The sequence below is a fragment of the Janibacter zhaoxuefangae genome (genome assembly GCF_050271985.1).
In the GTDB taxonomy this organism is placed as follows: Bacteria; Actinomycetota; Actinomycetes; order Actinomycetales; family Dermatophilaceae.
Map to the genome: position 1 here is coordinate 825,736 of NZ_CP189849.1, position 13,657 is coordinate 839,392.

Genomic DNA, 13,657 nt, shown 5'->3' on the forward strand with positions numbered 1-13,657 from the left:
GGGCGGGCCCGGGCTGGACTGAGGTCCGCCCGGGTGATGGCATGGCGTCATGACCTCTCGCGTCCTCGTCCTCGGCGGCACCGCGTGGCTCGGCCGCGCGGTGGTCCGGGCGGCGCTGAGCCGCGGGCACGAGGTGACCGCCTTCGCCCGTGGCGAGAGCGGCACCGTCCCGGAGGGGGCGACCTTCGTGCCCGGCGACCGCGAGCAGCCCGCTTCCTACGACGAGCTGGGCGGCGGGGAATGGGACCTCGTCGTCGACCTCGCGCGCCAGCCGGGGCAGGTCCGGTCCGCCCTCGCGGCGTTGTCGCCGCGGGCCCTCCACTGGGCCTTCATCAGCAGCTGCTCCGTGTATGCCGACCAGTCGCGGCCGGACGCCGACGAGCGAGCGCGCCGGCTGCGACCGGTCGCGGGGGACGTCATCGGTCCGGAGGACTACGGCGCCGGGAAGGTGGCCTGCGAGATCGCCTGCGAGAGCGCGCGTGGGAAGGACGTCCTCCTCGTCCGCTCGGGTCTCATCGTGGGGCGCGGCGACCCGAGCGACCGCTTCGGCTATTGGCCGTCCCGCTTCGCGTTGGCGACCGAGGACGGCGGCCCGGTGCTCGTGCCCGGGGCGAGCGCGCAGCACTTCCAGGCCATCCACGTCGACGACCTCGCGGCGTGGATCGTCGAGGCGGGCCTGCGGGGTGTCACCGGGCCCTTCAACACCTCCGGCCCGGTCACGACGCTGGCGGACCTGCTCGACACCTCGGCCCGGGTCGCCGGGTTCACGGGGGAGCGGGTGGCGCTCGGCGACGAGGCGCTGCTCGCCGCGGGGATCGCGGAGACCATGGGCCCGGACTCGATGCCGATGTGGGTCCACGACGCCGAGTGGGCCGGTTTCTTCGCGCGCGACGTGAGCGCCGCTCGGCGCGAGGGGCTCACCTGCCGGCCGCTCGCCGAGTCCGTCGCCGATGCCCTGGGGTGGGAGCGGCACCTCGGGCTCGCCCGCACGGGCCGGCGTACCGGTCTCGACCGTGCCCGCGAGTTGGCCATCGTCGAGGGGCGCTCGGCGTCGCGCGGGGCGTGAACGTGACACCTGCCGTTCACGAGCGACCCCTACTCTCCGCCGCATGCTGACGAACATTCGCGAGTACATCGATCGTCTCCAGACGAATGGGTACTCCGTCACCGACGACCACGACGACGACCCGGTCCTCATCGACCCCGACGGCCGCGCGGTCGACACGTGGCGCGAGAACTATCCCTACGACGAGCGCCTTGACCGGGACGTCTACGACGAGCAGAAGTACCTCCTCCAGGTCGAGCTGCTGAAGTTCCAGTCGTGGTCGGTCGAGACCGGCAGCAAGCACGTCCTCCTCTTCGAGGGGCGCGACGCCGCCGGCAAGGGCGGCACGATCAAGCGCTTCATGGAGCACCTCAACCCGCGCTACGCCCGCACGGTCGCCCTGTCGAAGCCGAGCGACCGCGAGTCGAATCAGTGGTTCTTCCAGCGCTACGTCCAGCACCTGCCAACGGCCGGCGAGACGGTCATGTTCGACCGCTCCTGGTACAACCGCGCCGGTGTCGAGCGGGTCATGGGGTTCGCCACTGACGAGGAGTACCAGCAGTTCATCGCGCAGGTCCCGCTCTTCGAGCGGATGCTCGTCGAGAGCGGCATCAGCCTGACGAAGTTCTGGTTCTCGGTGACGCAGTCGGAGCAGCGGACGCGCTTCATCATCCGGCAGGTCGACCCCGTGCGGCAGTGGAAGCTCTCGCCCATCGACCTCGAGTCGCTCGACAAGTGGGACGACTACACGGCCGCGAAGGAGGCGATGTTCCTCGCGACCGACACGGACATCGCGCCGTGGACGACGATCAAGAGCAACGACAAGAAGCGCGCTCGCCTCAACGCGATGCGCCACTTCCTCTCGACCGTGGACTACGAGGGCAAGGACGCCGAGATCGTCGGCACCCCCGACCCCCTCATCGTCAAGCGCGGCATCGACGCGGTCGGCGACTGACGTGAGCGACCCCTTCTCCTCCGCCCGCGTCCTCGTTCTCGGCGGCACCGCCGAGGCCCGTGCGCTCGCGGCCGCGCTCGCGGACGCCGGGGCGACCTTCACCTCGTCCCTGGCGGGGCGGGTCACGCGACCCCGGCTGCCCGTCGGACAGGTCCGGATGGGCGGGTTCGGCGGCGTCGACGGGTTGGCGGCGTGGTGTGCGGGCGAAGGGGTGACTCACCTCGTCGACGCGACGCACCCCTTCGCGACGACGATGACGGCGCACGCCGTCGCCGCGGGGGAGAAGGCGGGCGTGCCCGTGCTGCGGCTGGCCCGCCCGGGGTGGGGGGAGCACCCGCACGCGGGGTCGTGGCACTGGGTGGAGGACATCGAGCAGGCGCGTCGCACGGCCGAGGGGCTGGGGGAGGCCCCGTTCGTCACGACGGGCCGACAGACCCTGGACCGGTTCGCGGACTGGGCCGGCAGGCGCGTGCTCGTGCGGGTCGTCGAGCCGCTGGGCGAGGACGCTCCCGTGGGGTGGACCGTGCTCGAGGACCGTGGTCCGCACCGGCTCGAGGACGAGCTCGCGGTGATGCGGGAGCACGGCGTCGACGTGCTGCTCACGAAGGACTCGGGCGGTGCGTACACCGCGGCCAAGCTCGAGGCCGCGCACGAGCTGGGCATCCCCGTCGTCGTCGTCGCCCGTCCGAGCATCCCGAGCGGCGCGCGTGAGGTCACGACCGTCGAGGACGTCCTCGCCTGGCTTCGGACGTCCTGAGCGAAGCCTGATTCAGGACCAGAGTCTGCGCTGGCGGGCCGCCCGCACGAGCATGCGGCCGACGACGACGAGACCGAGCGAGATCCACGTCGTCGAGCGCAGCAGGGCCGTGCCCCGAGGGATGTCCGTGGCGCTCGGCGCCGGCCCCCGACCGAGGTGGCCCCGGTCCTCCGCGACCCCCTCGTAGGTGTTGGCGCCGCCGAGTCGAACCCCCAGGGCCGCGGCGGCGGCGGCCTCGACCGGGCCGGCATTGGGGCTCGGGTGGGCGGGGGCATCCTCGCGGACGGCACGCGCAATGGCGTGCAACGCGCGAGGCCGGGCGAGGGCCGTCGCGAGGACGGTGAGTCGGGCCGGCAGGACGTTCGCGGCATCGTCGACGCGGGCGGCGGCCCAGCCGAAGGAGCGGTAGCGCTCGGTGCGGTGGCCGACCATGGCGTCGAGGGTGTTGATCGCGCGGTAGCCGAGCAGTCCGGGTGCGCCCGCGAGGGCGCCCCAGAAGAGCGGCGCCACGACGGCGTCGGCCGTGTTCTCGGCGACGGACTCGAGGCAGGCCCGGGCGACCTCGTCCGCGTCGAGCTCCGTGGGATCGCGGCCGACGAGGTGCCGGATGCGGTCGCGGGCGGCGTCGAGCTCGCCGCGGGTGAGCATGCCGTGCAGCAGGTCCGCCTCGCGCTCGAGGGAGCGTCCGCCGAGCACGACCCACGTCGAACCGGCCACGACGAGGGCGGTGGCCGCCTTCTGCCCCAGGTCGGTGCCCGCACGGCGGCACGGGCGAGCGCCGGGGGTGAGCAGTGCGCCGAGGAGGATGACCGGCGTCACGAGGAGCGCCTCGTGGGCGACGCCGCGAGCGCGCGAGGGCGCCCACAGGCGGCGCTCCACGGCCAGCGCGATCTGGCCGAAGCCGGCCACGGGGTGGAGCCGCTCCGGGTCGCCGAGGAGGCGGTCCAGGACGAAGCCGAGGACGAGCCCGCTGCCCACGGGGTCGATCAGGGCCGAGCCGCGCGCGCGGTCCGCGCTCACGAGCCGCTGCGGTCCGTGATCGTCAGGGCCTGCCCAGCGACGATGAGATCGACGCGGTCGCAGGCCTGCGCCACGGCCTGGTTGAGCGACCCGAGGGCATCGGTGAAGATCCGGCCGGCCCGGTTGTCGGGCACGAGGCACAGGCCGACCTCCTCGGTGACGATGACGAGGTCGTGGTCGTGCTCGCGCAGGGCCTCGACGGCGGACTCCGAGCGCGCCTCCCACACGGGTCGCCACTGCTCGACGGGGGCGTTCCACGCGTCCAGGTCGTCGAACTGCGCCGTGAGCCACGTGCCGAGGGAGTCGACGAGGGCGGGCTCCTCGACCTTCAGGAGGGCCTCCGGGAGGTCGATCGTCTCGATGGTCAGCCACGTGGCAGGGCGCCGGCGCCGGTGTGCGGCAACGCGTTCCGCCCACTCGGCGTCGCCCTCGGCGGCGGCACCCGCGGCGACGTAGGTCACCGCGCCCATGACCGAGGACGCCGTGATGAGGCGTTCGGCGTGCGCGGACTTGCCGGAGCGGATGCCGCCGGTGACAAGGGTCTTCACGAGACGACTCCCAGGGTGAGGCCGATGAGCAGGACGGTCCAGTGGAGCTCGATGCCGCCGCCGATGACGTCACCGGTGACGCCGCCGAAGGTGCGTCGGGCGGAGCGGGCGAGCCAGAGCAGAGCCATGGTGGCGAGGAGGACGGCGTCCGCGCCGCGCAGGAGCGAGTCCCCGGCGACGTGGGTGGCAGCCGTCATGATTCCCGCGCCCGCGAGCACCCAACCGACGACGAAGGGGGCCGGCACGGTGTCCGCGACGACGGCGCCGAGCCCGTCGGGTCGGGCAGCAGGCACCCCCTTCGCGCAGAGGAGCGGGCAGGCGGTGCGGGAGACGACGACCGCAGCGCCGACGACGAGCCACGACTGGCGCACCACCAGCAGCGCATCGATCGCGGCGACCTGGCACAGCAGGGTGAGCACGAGGGCGGCCGCGCCCATCGGGCCCACGTCGCCGCGGCGCATGACCTCGAGGGCGCGCTCGCGGGTCCAGCCGGCACCGAAGCCGTCGACGGTGTCGGCGAGGCCGTCGAGGTGCATGCCCCGGGTGGCGACGGCGAGCGCGGCGACGACGAGCGTGCCGATGACGGCGTCGGGCAGACGCAGCGCCGTGCCGGCCGCCACGACGAGGGCGGCGAGGAGGCCCAGCGGCAGGGCGGCGATCGGGGCGAGCAGCATGGCGTCCCGGCCGGTGCGGCGATCGGGCACGCCGAGGTCGCCCACCGGGATGGTCGTCAGCGTGCCGACGGCCAGCCGCAGGCCACCACTCACGACCGACCATCCGGCTGGTCGAGGGCGGCGACGCTGGGGCCGATGACGGTGACGGCCGGGGCCGAGACGTCGGCGGCATCCGCGGCCGCCGGCAAGGTTGCGAGTGTGGCCCGGGCCACCCGCTGGGTGGGCAGTCCGCCGTCGGCGACGGAGGCTGCGGGCGTGGCCGGGTCCATTCCGGCGGCGATGAGCCGGGTGACGATCGACTCGAGCGTGCCGACTCCCATGAGGATGACGAGGGTGAGACCGAGTCCGGCCAGGGCATCCCAGTCGACCGTGTTGCGCTCGTCGTCGGGGCCGACGTGGCCCGTCACGACGACGAAGCCGGGGGTCAGCTGGCGGTGGGTCACGGGGATGCCGGCGAGCGCGGGGACCGCGACCGACGAGGTGACGCCGGGGACGACCCGCACCGGGATCCCCGCGGACACGCACGCGTTCCACTCCTCCCCGCCGCGACCGAAGACGAAGTTGTCGCCGCCCTTGAGCCGCACGACCCGCCGTCCGACGAGCGCGTGCTCGACGAGCACCTGGTTGATCCGCTCCTGCGGAGTGAAGGCCCCGCGAGGGATCTTGCCGACGGGCACGAGCAGGGCGTCGGCCCGGGCCCGCTCGAGCAGCCCGAGCGGTGCGAGCCGGTCATAGACGATGACGTCCGCGGCCTCGAGCGCGGCGAGCCCGTCGAGGGTCATCAGCCCCGGCGCGCCGGGACCGCCGCCGACGAGGACGACCTCGCCGGTAGACGCGGCCGGCGCCGACGACGGCTCGCGGGTGTCCCGCAGCACGAGGTCGAAGGCATCGGTGTCGGCGTCGGCGGTCAGCGTGATGAGGCCGCGGGACGCGAGGTCGACGAGGCTGGGGTCGGGCGCCGCGGCGGCGACGGTGACCTCCACGCCGGCGTCGACGAGCGCGTGGATCGTCACGTGGGCCTGCGGGCCGGGGTCGCGCACGAGGGCCGAGCGGGGCGTGCCGGGCAGGGTCAGGCTCATGGGGTGCGCTCCGTGGGGAGGAGGGCAGCCAGCTCGCGCAGCAGCCCGTCGGTGGTCAGCGGGTCTCGCACCGCGATGCGCACCCAGTGATGATCGAGCCCGGGGAACGTATCACCCCGGCGAACGGCGTAACCGCGCGCACGCAGGGCCGGATGGACCCCCGGTCCGACGGCGACGAGGACGAAGGGGGCTGCCCCGGCCACGGGTGTCAGCCCGAGGCGGGTGAGGCCGCGCACGAGGTGCTCGCGCCACCCCACCCCTTCGCGGGCCAGGCCATCGGCCTCGGCCAGGGCCGCGGGCGTGGCGGTGGCCTCCATGACCGTGGCCGCGGGGGAGGAGACCGACCAGTGCGGCTGCTGGGTCGCGAGCTCCGCGATGAGGGCGGGGTCGCCGACGACGTAGCCGGCCCGCAGCCCGGCCAGCGCCCACGTCTTGGTGAGGCTGCGGATGACGAGGACGCCGGGCATGTCCGGGCCGATGAGGGACTCGGGGCTGCTGGGCACGGCGTCGAGGAAGGCCTCGTCGACGAGGAGGACGCGGCCGGGGCGACGCAGCGCCAGCAGGGCCTCCCGAGGGTGCAGGACCCCGGTCGGGTTGGTCGGGTTGCCGACGATGACGAGATCGGCGTCGGTGGGCAGCGCGGTCGGATCGAGCACGAACCCCGTGGCCGCGTCGAGCACGTGGTGGGCGGGGTCGTGGCCCGCGCGACGCAGTGCGGAGTCCGGCTCGGTGAACTGGGGATGCACGATCAGCGGGCGTCGCGGGGTGAGCGCGCGGGCGACAAGGGTGAAGGCCTCCGCGGCGCCGGCCGTGGGCAGGACCATCTCCTCGGGCACTTCGTGGCGGCGAGCGAGCGCCGTGCGCGCCCGGGCGGTGGAGGGGTAGGCGCCGAGGCCGGGGGTCGTCGCGTCGATCTGCGCGGCGAGCCATCGCGGGGGCTGGGGCTGGCGGACGTTGACGGCAAGATCGACGAGCCCGGGTCCGAGCTCCGCGTCGCCATGGTGGTTGAGCGGATCGTGGTCGAGCGGATCGTGGTTGATTGGATCGGTGTCGAGCGGTTCGGTGTCGAGCGGTTCGGTGTCGAGCGGGGGAGTCACCCGGGCCGTCCCGGGCCGCGTCGTTCCCGGGATGGACGCGGGCGCCGAGCGGCGGGGAGTCCCGGCCCGCACGGCCGCGGCGAAGGAGGCCGCGAGATCGGGCGCGCCCGCCCAGTGCGTGTGCAGGTAGGACGCGTGCAGCGTCGGCGTGCCCGTCCCGGCAGGGTCGAGGGCCCAGCCGTCGCCGTCGCCGTCGGTGAGCCAAGCGGGCACGACACCGGCGATCGGGTCGGTGCGGGTCCGGTGGAACTCGTGACCGCGCACGGTCGTCCCGGCCGGGCCGAGGACGGTGTCGACCGTCGTCGAGGACGTGCGGTAGCGCAGGGTCAGCCGCGGGTGCATCGCGGCCCGCGTCGGGACGGCGCCGACGAGGTCGTGACCGTCGACCGACTGGGCGAGGTAGAGCAGACCCGCGCACTCGGCCACGGTCGGCACACCGTCGGTGACGGCCTCGCGGACCTCGCGCAGGAGGGACGCGTTGCGAGCGAGCGCGACGGCGTGCACCTCGGGGAAGCCGCCCCCGAGGTAGAGACCGGCCGTCCCCGCTGGCAGTTGCGTGTCCACGGCCGGGTCGAAGGGGACCGGCCGGCACCCCGCGGCCGCGAGCAGTTCCTCCGTTTCGGCGTAGCGGAAGGTGAAGGCGCGCCCGCCGGCGACGGCGACGACGGGTCGGTCGGCGGGATCCGTGCCGGCGCGGTCGACAGCGGCGCCACTGCCGGCGCGCAGCGCGACCGCCGGGACCCAGGGCTGGGCGTCGATGTCCGGGGCCTGGCCGGCGAGCTCGAGGAGCGCCCTGAGGTCGACGAACTGTGCCGTCTGCTCGGCGAGCCGGTCGAGCGCGGCGACGGCGTCGTCCCGTTCGGCGACGGGGACGAGCCCGAGGTGACGCGAGGGCGCCGACACCCCGGCGTCGCGCGGGAGGACCCCGAGGACCGGCACCCCGAGCGCCTCGACGCTGCGGCGCACCTCGTCGGCGTGCCGGGGGCTGCCCGACTTGTTGAGGACGACCCCGACCACCTCGACCCGCGGCTGCCCGTCCGGGCCGACGACGGCGTCGTAGGAGCGCAGGCCGTGGACGGTCGCGGCGATGGTGCGCGAGGCCGAGGAGATGTCGACGACGAGGACGACGGGGGTGCGCGTCAGTCGGGCGAGGTGCGCCGTCGACGCGAATCCGTCACCGCCGATCCGCCCGTCGAAGAGCCCCATGACGCCCTCGATGACGGCGACGTCGGCGGGCGTCGGGGTGAGCGCGCCGTGCAGCAGCAACGGGGCGATGAGGTCCTCGCTCGTCAGCCACGGGTCGAGGTTGCGTCCGGGGCGGCCGGTGGCGAGCGCGTGATAGCCGGGGTCGACATAGTCGGGGCCGACCTTCGCCGGGGCCACGACGTGGCCGGATCGACTGAGCGCGGCCATGATCCCGACGGCGACGGTCGTCTTGCCCTGACCCGAGGCGGGCGCCGCGATGGCGATCCGGGGCAGGTGCGTCACGAGGACGTCTCCGGGCGCGTCACCACTCGATCCCCTTCTGGCCCTTCTGACCGCGGTCGAAGGGGTGGGCGACCTTCGTCATCTCGGTCACGACATCGGCGATCTCGACGAGCCGCGGGTGCGGGTCGCGTCCGGTGATGACGACGTGCTGGTGACCGGGCCGGTTCGTGAGCGTCTCGATGACGTCGTCGACGTCGATCCAGCCCCACTTCATCGGATAGGTGAACTCGTCGAGGACGTACATCGTGTGCGTCTGGGCGGCGAGGCGGCGCTTGATCTCGGCCCAGCCCTCCTGGGCGTCGGCGGCGTGGTCCTCCTCGGCGCCGGCCTTGCGCGACCACGACCAGCCGGAGCCCATCTTGTGCCACTCGACCGGGCCCCCTTCGCCGGTCTCGTCGTGCAGTCGACCGAGTGCGGTGAGCGCGGCCTCCTCGCCGATCTTCCACTTCGCGGACTTGACGAACTGGAAGACGCCGATGGACCAGCCCTGGTTCCAGCCGCGCAGCGCGAGCCCGAAGGCGGCCGTCGACTTCCCCTTCCCCTGGCCCGAGTGCACGACGACGAGGGGGGTGTTGCGCCGCTGCCGGGTGGTGCGGCCGTCGTCGGGGGTGATCGGGGTGACTCCCTTGGCCATCAGGCGGCGCTCCTGGTCGGGGTGGTGACGCCGGGGCGGGTGCCGGCGCCGGTGCGGTCGGTGACGATGTCGACGAGGCTGCCGGCGGCGACCCGGTCGAGGGGGACGTGCTCGGCGCCCATCCGGCGGGCCAGATCGGCCGCGAGGCCCATGCGGAAGCGGCCGCTCTCGCAGTCGACGACGACGACCTCGGCGCTGGCGTGGTGGCCGGGCCAGGCGTCGGCGACGCGGCGGGCCCGGGCGAGGGCGTCGCTGCCTCCGGTCGCGCGGCCATCGGTGACGAGCACGACGAGGGCGCGCTGGCGACGGTCGCGGATGCGCTCGCGGGCGAGGACGCGCGCGACCTCGGTCAACCCCTCAGCCAGGGGGGTGCGGCCGCCGTGGGCGAGGTCGGCCAGGCGTGCGGCGGCGGCGTCGACGGACGACGTCGGCGGCAGGACGAGGTCGGCCTTCGCGCCGCGGAAGGTGATGAGGCCGACGCGGTCGCGCCGCTGATAGGCGTCGAGCAGCAGCGAGAGGACGGCCGTCTTGACCTCCTCCATGCGGCGCCGGGCGGCCATCGAGCCGGACGCGTCGACGGCGAGCAGGACGAGGTTGGCCTCGCGGCCCCGGGTCACGGCATGGCGCAGGTCCTTCGGGGAGACCCGATGGTCCGCCCCGGCGGGGAGGGTCGTGCGCCGAGCCGCGGCGGCGCGAAGGGTGGCCGGCAGGTGGACGGGGGCGCCGGCGGGTTCACGCCCGGTCGGGTGGACCCCCACGGCGCGCCCGCGCGGGGTGAGGGCGGGGCTGCGCCGGCCGCTCGGGCCGGATCCGACGCCCGACAGTTCGAGCCGGCGGGTGCGGTAGGGGGCCGTGGCCGCGGCCACGCCGATCGGTGCCGCGGTGCCCGGCGTGGGGACGGCGTCTGTTTGCTCGGCGGAGTCGGACTGCGCGGAGTTGTCGGACTGCGCGGCGGAGTCCGATGGTGAGGCGTCGGAAGCCTGGGTGGTCGCGGGGGACTGGCTCGACTCCGGGGCGTCGCCGCTGCCAGGGGCGGGGTGGCTCTGGTCGCCGTCGTCCGGCGTCGAGGGTTCGCCGCCGCCGTCGGGCCCCCCTTCCGGCGGGTCGTCCTGCGGGTCCTCGTCGTCGAGGAGGGCGTCGAGCAGGTCCTCGTCGAGGCCGGGGGCGTCGAAGGGGGAGCGGCGCCGGCGGTGCGGGAGCGCGAGCAGCGCGGCGGCGCGGACGTCCTCGCGCGTCACGTGATCCCGGCCCGACCACGCGGCGTGGGCCACGGCGGTGCGGGCCGTGACGATGTCGGCGCGCATGCCGTCGACGTCGAAGCCGGCGCAGACGCGGGCGATGGTGCGGATGGTCCGGTCATCCAGTTTGATCCGGCCGACGGCCGAGCGGGCCGCGGCGAGGCGCTCGGTGAGGGCGCGCTCGGCGTCGGCAAACCGGGCGGAGATGCCGGCCGGGTCGGCGTCGAAGGCGAGTCGGCGGCGGACGATCTCGGCGCGCTCGTGCGGGTCCCGGCTCGCCGCGACGTGGACGGTCAGGCCGAAGCGGTCGAGCAGCTGCGGCCGGAGCTCACCCTCCTCGGGGTTCATCGTGCCGACGAGCGTGATCCGGGCCGGGTGCGAGATCGAGACACCGTCACGCTCGACGCTGTTGCGTCCCATGGCTGCCGCGTCGAGCAGGACGTCGACGAGGTGGTCGTGCAGCAGGTTGACCTCGTCGACGTAGAGGATCCCGCGATGTGCCTCGGCCAGGAGGCCCGGCTGATACGCGGCCTCGCCCTCACCGAGCGCGCGGCGCAGGTCGAGGGCGCCGACGACGCGGTCCTCGGTGGCGCCGACGGGCAGCTCGACGAGCCGGGCCGGACGGGTCGTGTGACGGTGGTCGTCGTGGGGGCCGTCGGGGCAGCCCTCGTCCCGGGAGGGGTCGCAGCCGAAGCGGCACCCCTCCACGACGTCCTGCGGCGGGAGGACGGCCGCGAGGGCACGGACCATGGTCGACTTCGCGGTCCCCTTCTCGCCGCGCACGAGGACGCCACCGATCTCGGGGGAGACGGCGCTGAGGAGCAGCGCCCGCGCGAGGTCGTCGGCGCCGACGACTGCGGTGAAGGGGAACGACGGGGCAGCCACGTGAAGCCTCCTCGGCGAGTGTCCGCGCTCGCCGTGTGGTGGATCCGGCACGGGTCCGCGCCGGCTGACGCGAGCAGATGTTCTGGCTTCGGCGAGGCTGGTGACAGCTGCCGTTCACAGTGGCGGGACCGCTCCGGAATGACACCGGATTCCTCTGCTCGTGCGTCGGGCGACAGCATGCCACAGGGTCCCTACCTCTAGGGTGGGCCCCCGTGATCGACGTCGTGGGTATCGGTGATGACGGCTGGGTCGGCCTCGACGAAGGGCGGCGAGGCCTCGTCCGTGACGCCGCGACCGTCCTCGGGGGTCGGCGCCATCTCGACCTCGTTGCCGAGCAGACCGCGCCCGGCGCGGACGTGCGCGCCTGGCCCAGCCCCCTTCGCCCGGCGCTGCCCGGCCTGGTCGAAGCGGCCGAGGCCACCGGTGGCGTCGTCGTGCTCGCCAGCGGGGACCCCCTTCGCTCCGGGATCGGCTCGACCCTCATCGACCTGCTCGGCGCGGACCGGGTGCGCATCCACCCGGCGATCTCCGCCGACACCCTCGCTCGGGCGCGGCAGGGCTGGTCCGCCGAGGAAACCGTCGTCGTCACGACCGTCGGCCGCGACCTGCGGGCGGTGCTGCCGCACCTGGCGCCCGGCGCGCGCATCGTCGTCCTGTGCTCGGGCGGCTCGGACCCGGCTCGTCTCGGCGGAATGCTGACCGACCACGGTTGGGGCGCAACGCAGCTCACCGCCCGCTGGCATCTTGGTGGACCCGATGAGGGCGCGCTCGCCACGAGAGCCGACGCCTTCACCGAGACCACCGCCGACCTCGTCGTCTGCTGCCTCGACGTGCGCTCCGACGCCGCCACCGTGGCGGGTGGGACCGCCGGGACGATGCCCGGTCGCGCGGAGGACTTCATCGAGCACGACGGGCAGGTGACCAAGCGCGACGTGCGTGCCAGTGCCCTCGCCCGGCTGCGTCCGACACCCGGCGCCCACCTGTGGGATCTGGGCGCCGGCAATGGCACGGTCGCCCTCGAGTGGTGCCTGGGCGCCGACCGCGCCACCGCCACCTGCGTCGAGCAGGACCCCACCCGCGCCGAGCGGATCATCGCCAACGCCGCCGCCCTCGGCCTCGCCGGGCGGGTCGAGGTCGTCCAGGCCGACCTGGCCAACACCGACCTGGGCGGGCTCCCGCAGCCCGACGCGGTCTTCGTCGGCGGTGGCGCGAGCGAGCCGGTGCTGGAGGCGGCCTGGTCCGCCCTTCCTCCCGGTGGTCGCCTTGTCGCCCACGCCGTCACGCTCGGCGGCGAGGCCACGCTGCTCGCCACGCACGGGTGCACCGGCGGCGATCTCACCCGCCTGACCGTCGAGCGGGCCGCCCCGCTCGGCCGCCACCTGTCGTGGACGCCCGCGCGCGCCGTCGTCCAACTCGCCGTCATCAAGGGAGACTCATGACCGCCCACTTCATCGGCGCCGGCCCCGGTGCCGCCGACCTGCTCACCGTGCGCGCCACGCGCCTGCTCGCGAGCAGCGCGGTGTGCCTCTATGCCGGGACCTACCTCGACGCGGCCGTCCTCGCGCACTGCCCCGAGGGGGCGCGGCTCGTCGACACCCAGGGTCTCGACCTGGACCAGATCACCGCCGAACTCGTCGCCGCCCATGAGCGGGGCGAGGACGTGGCCCGGCTGTGCTCGGGCGACCCGTCCGTGTACTCGGCCGTGGCCGAGCAGACCCGGCGGCTCGACGAGGCTGGCGTGCCGTGGGACATCACCCCCGGCGTGCCCGCCTATGCCGCGACCGCGGCCCTGCTCGGTCGTGAGCTCACCGTCCCGGAGGTCGCCCAGTCGGTCGTGCTGACACGGGTGCACCGTGACTCGACGCGAATGCCCGCGGGGGAGAGCCTCGAGGCCTTCGCGGCCACTGGCGCCACCCTCGTGCTGCACCTGGCGATCGGCCGGATGCGGGAACTCGCCGAGCGACTCACCCCCGGCTACGGCGCCGACTGCCCCGTGGCCGTCGGCCACCGCGTCGAGCAGCCGGAGGAGCTCATCGTGCGCGGCACGCTCGCCGACATCGCCGACCGGGTCGAGGAGCACGACCTGCGGCAGGCCGCCGTCATCATCGTCGGCTGGGCGCTGGAGGCCGAGGGCTTCGCCGAGTCGCACCTCTACTCGTGCCGCCGCGAGCGCTGAATCACCCCTCCCCGCGGCTCGTGAAGGTTCGCTAGGGTACGGCGAGCCATCGCCTCTCGAT

General features: G+C 74.5%; 12 protein-coding genes and 1 riboswitch. Of the genes, 5 read left to right on the plus strand and 7 right to left on the minus strand.

All coding sequences use genetic code 11. From position 1 onward, the window contains the following. Nucleotides 1-49: 49 nt before the first annotated feature. From ACQBAS_RS04005 to ACQBAS_RS04015, 3 genes are read left to right on the plus strand one after another with little or no spacing between them, the layout of a single operon-like run. Entirely contained in the window at nt 50-1,066 is a 1,017-nt protein-coding gene (locus ACQBAS_RS04005; protein ID WP_427385096.1) for an NAD-dependent epimerase/dehydratase family protein, read from the plus strand. 43 nt (nt 1,067-1,109) lie between these two features. After that, complete coding sequence (gene ppk2 / locus ACQBAS_RS04010; RefSeq protein ID WP_427385097.1) at nt 1,110-2,000, plus strand: polyphosphate kinase 2; 891 nt, start codon at nt 1,110-1,112, stop codon at nt 1,998-2,000. A 1-nt stretch (nt 2,001) separates the two neighbouring features. Then, entirely contained in the window at nt 2,002-2,757 is a 756-nt protein-coding gene (locus ACQBAS_RS04015) for a cobalt-precorrin-6A reductase (RefSeq protein WP_427385098.1), read from the plus strand. A 12-nt stretch (nt 2,758-2,769) separates the two neighbouring features. Here the strand turns inward: ACQBAS_RS04015 and cbiB are convergent, their stop codons facing one another. The 7 genes from cbiB to ACQBAS_RS04050 all read right to left on the minus strand — a co-directional run bounded on the left by cbiB (nt 2,770) and on the right by ACQBAS_RS04050 (nt 11,420). Then, on the minus strand, nt 2,770-3,777 hold the full coding sequence (gene cbiB, locus ACQBAS_RS04020; RefSeq protein WP_427385099.1) for an adenosylcobinamide-phosphate synthase CbiB: 1,008 nt from the start codon (nt 3,775-3,777) through the stop codon (nt 2,770-2,772). Next, nucleotides 3,774-4,325, minus strand: a complete 552-nt coding sequence (locus ACQBAS_RS04025) for a bifunctional adenosylcobinamide kinase/adenosylcobinamide-phosphate guanylyltransferase (protein WP_427385100.1) — start codon at nt 4,323-4,325, stop codon at nt 3,774-3,776. Before ACQBAS_RS04025 ends, cbiB begins: the two co-directional genes overlap by 4 nt. Beyond that, entirely contained in the window at nt 4,322-5,092 is a 771-nt protein-coding gene (locus tag ACQBAS_RS04030; protein WP_427385101.1) for an adenosylcobinamide-GDP ribazoletransferase, read from the minus strand. The genes ACQBAS_RS04025 and ACQBAS_RS04030 overlap by 4 nt, the downstream gene beginning before the upstream one ends. After that, entirely contained in the window at nt 5,089-6,078 is a 990-nt protein-coding gene (gene cobA, locus ACQBAS_RS04035; protein WP_427385102.1) for a uroporphyrinogen-III C-methyltransferase, read from the minus strand. Before cobA ends, ACQBAS_RS04030 begins: the two co-directional genes overlap by 4 nt. Beyond that, the gene (locus ACQBAS_RS04040) at nt 6,075-8,663 is read right to left on the minus strand and encodes a cobyrinate a,c-diamide synthase (RefSeq protein ID WP_427385103.1); all 2,589 of its coding nucleotides are present in this window, start codon (nt 8,661-8,663) and stop codon (nt 6,075-6,077) included. The genes cobA and ACQBAS_RS04040 overlap by 4 nt, the downstream gene beginning before the upstream one ends. A gap of 19 nt (nt 8,664-8,682) precedes the next feature. Continuing rightward, nucleotides 8,683-9,297, minus strand: a complete 615-nt coding sequence (gene cobO / locus ACQBAS_RS04045; RefSeq protein WP_427385104.1) for a cob(I)yrinic acid a,c-diamide adenosyltransferase — start codon at nt 9,295-9,297, stop codon at nt 8,683-8,685. Then, nucleotides 9,297-11,420 carry a magnesium chelatase subunit D family protein gene (locus ACQBAS_RS04050; protein WP_427385105.1) on the minus strand — a complete coding sequence of 708 codons (2,124 nt, stop codon included), beginning with the start codon at nt 11,418-11,420 and terminating at the stop codon, nt 9,297-9,299. The genes cobO and ACQBAS_RS04050 overlap by 1 nt, the downstream gene beginning before the upstream one ends. Continuing rightward, nucleotides 11,417-11,620, minus strand: a riboswitch (cobalamin riboswitch). (Overlaps the previous gene by 4 nt.) A gap of 12 nt (nt 11,621-11,632) precedes the next feature. On the opposite strand from ACQBAS_RS04050, the gene cbiE reads away from it, so the two are divergent. Together cbiE and ACQBAS_RS04060 are read left to right on the plus strand one after the other, a co-directional pair. Further along, entirely contained in the window at nt 11,633-12,859 is a 1,227-nt protein-coding gene (cbiE, locus tag ACQBAS_RS04055) for a precorrin-6y C5,15-methyltransferase (decarboxylating) subunit CbiE (protein ID WP_427385106.1), read from the plus strand. Further along, nucleotides 12,856-13,596 carry a cobalt-precorrin-4/precorrin-4 C(11)-methyltransferase gene (locus ACQBAS_RS04060; RefSeq protein WP_427385107.1) on the plus strand — a complete coding sequence of 247 codons (741 nt, stop codon included), beginning with the start codon at nt 12,856-12,858 and terminating at the stop codon, nt 13,594-13,596. The genes cbiE and ACQBAS_RS04060 overlap by 4 nt, the downstream gene beginning before the upstream one ends. Nucleotides 13,597-13,657: the final 61 nt, after the last annotated feature.

What these genes read in the sequence shown, in the direction of transcription:
- cobO (WP_427385104.1), bottom strand. Translation starts at nt 9,297, where the DNA reads ATGGCCAAGGGAGTCACCCCGATCACCCCCGACGACGGCCGCACCACC.
- ACQBAS_RS04060 (WP_427385107.1), top strand. Translation starts at nt 12,856, where the DNA reads ATGACCGCCCACTTCATCGGCGCCGGCCCCGGTGCCGCCGACCTGCTC.
- ACQBAS_RS04005 (WP_427385096.1), top strand. Translation starts at nt 50, where the DNA reads ATGACCTCTCGCGTCCTCGTCCTCGGCGGCACCGCGTGGCTCGGCCGC.
- ppk2 (WP_427385097.1), top strand. Translation starts at nt 1,110, where the DNA reads ATGCTGACGAACATTCGCGAGTACATCGATCGTCTCCAGACGAATGGG.
- cobA (WP_427385102.1), bottom strand. Translation starts at nt 6,078, where the DNA reads ATGAGCCTGACCCTGCCCGGCACGCCCCGCTCGGCCCTCGTGCGCGAC.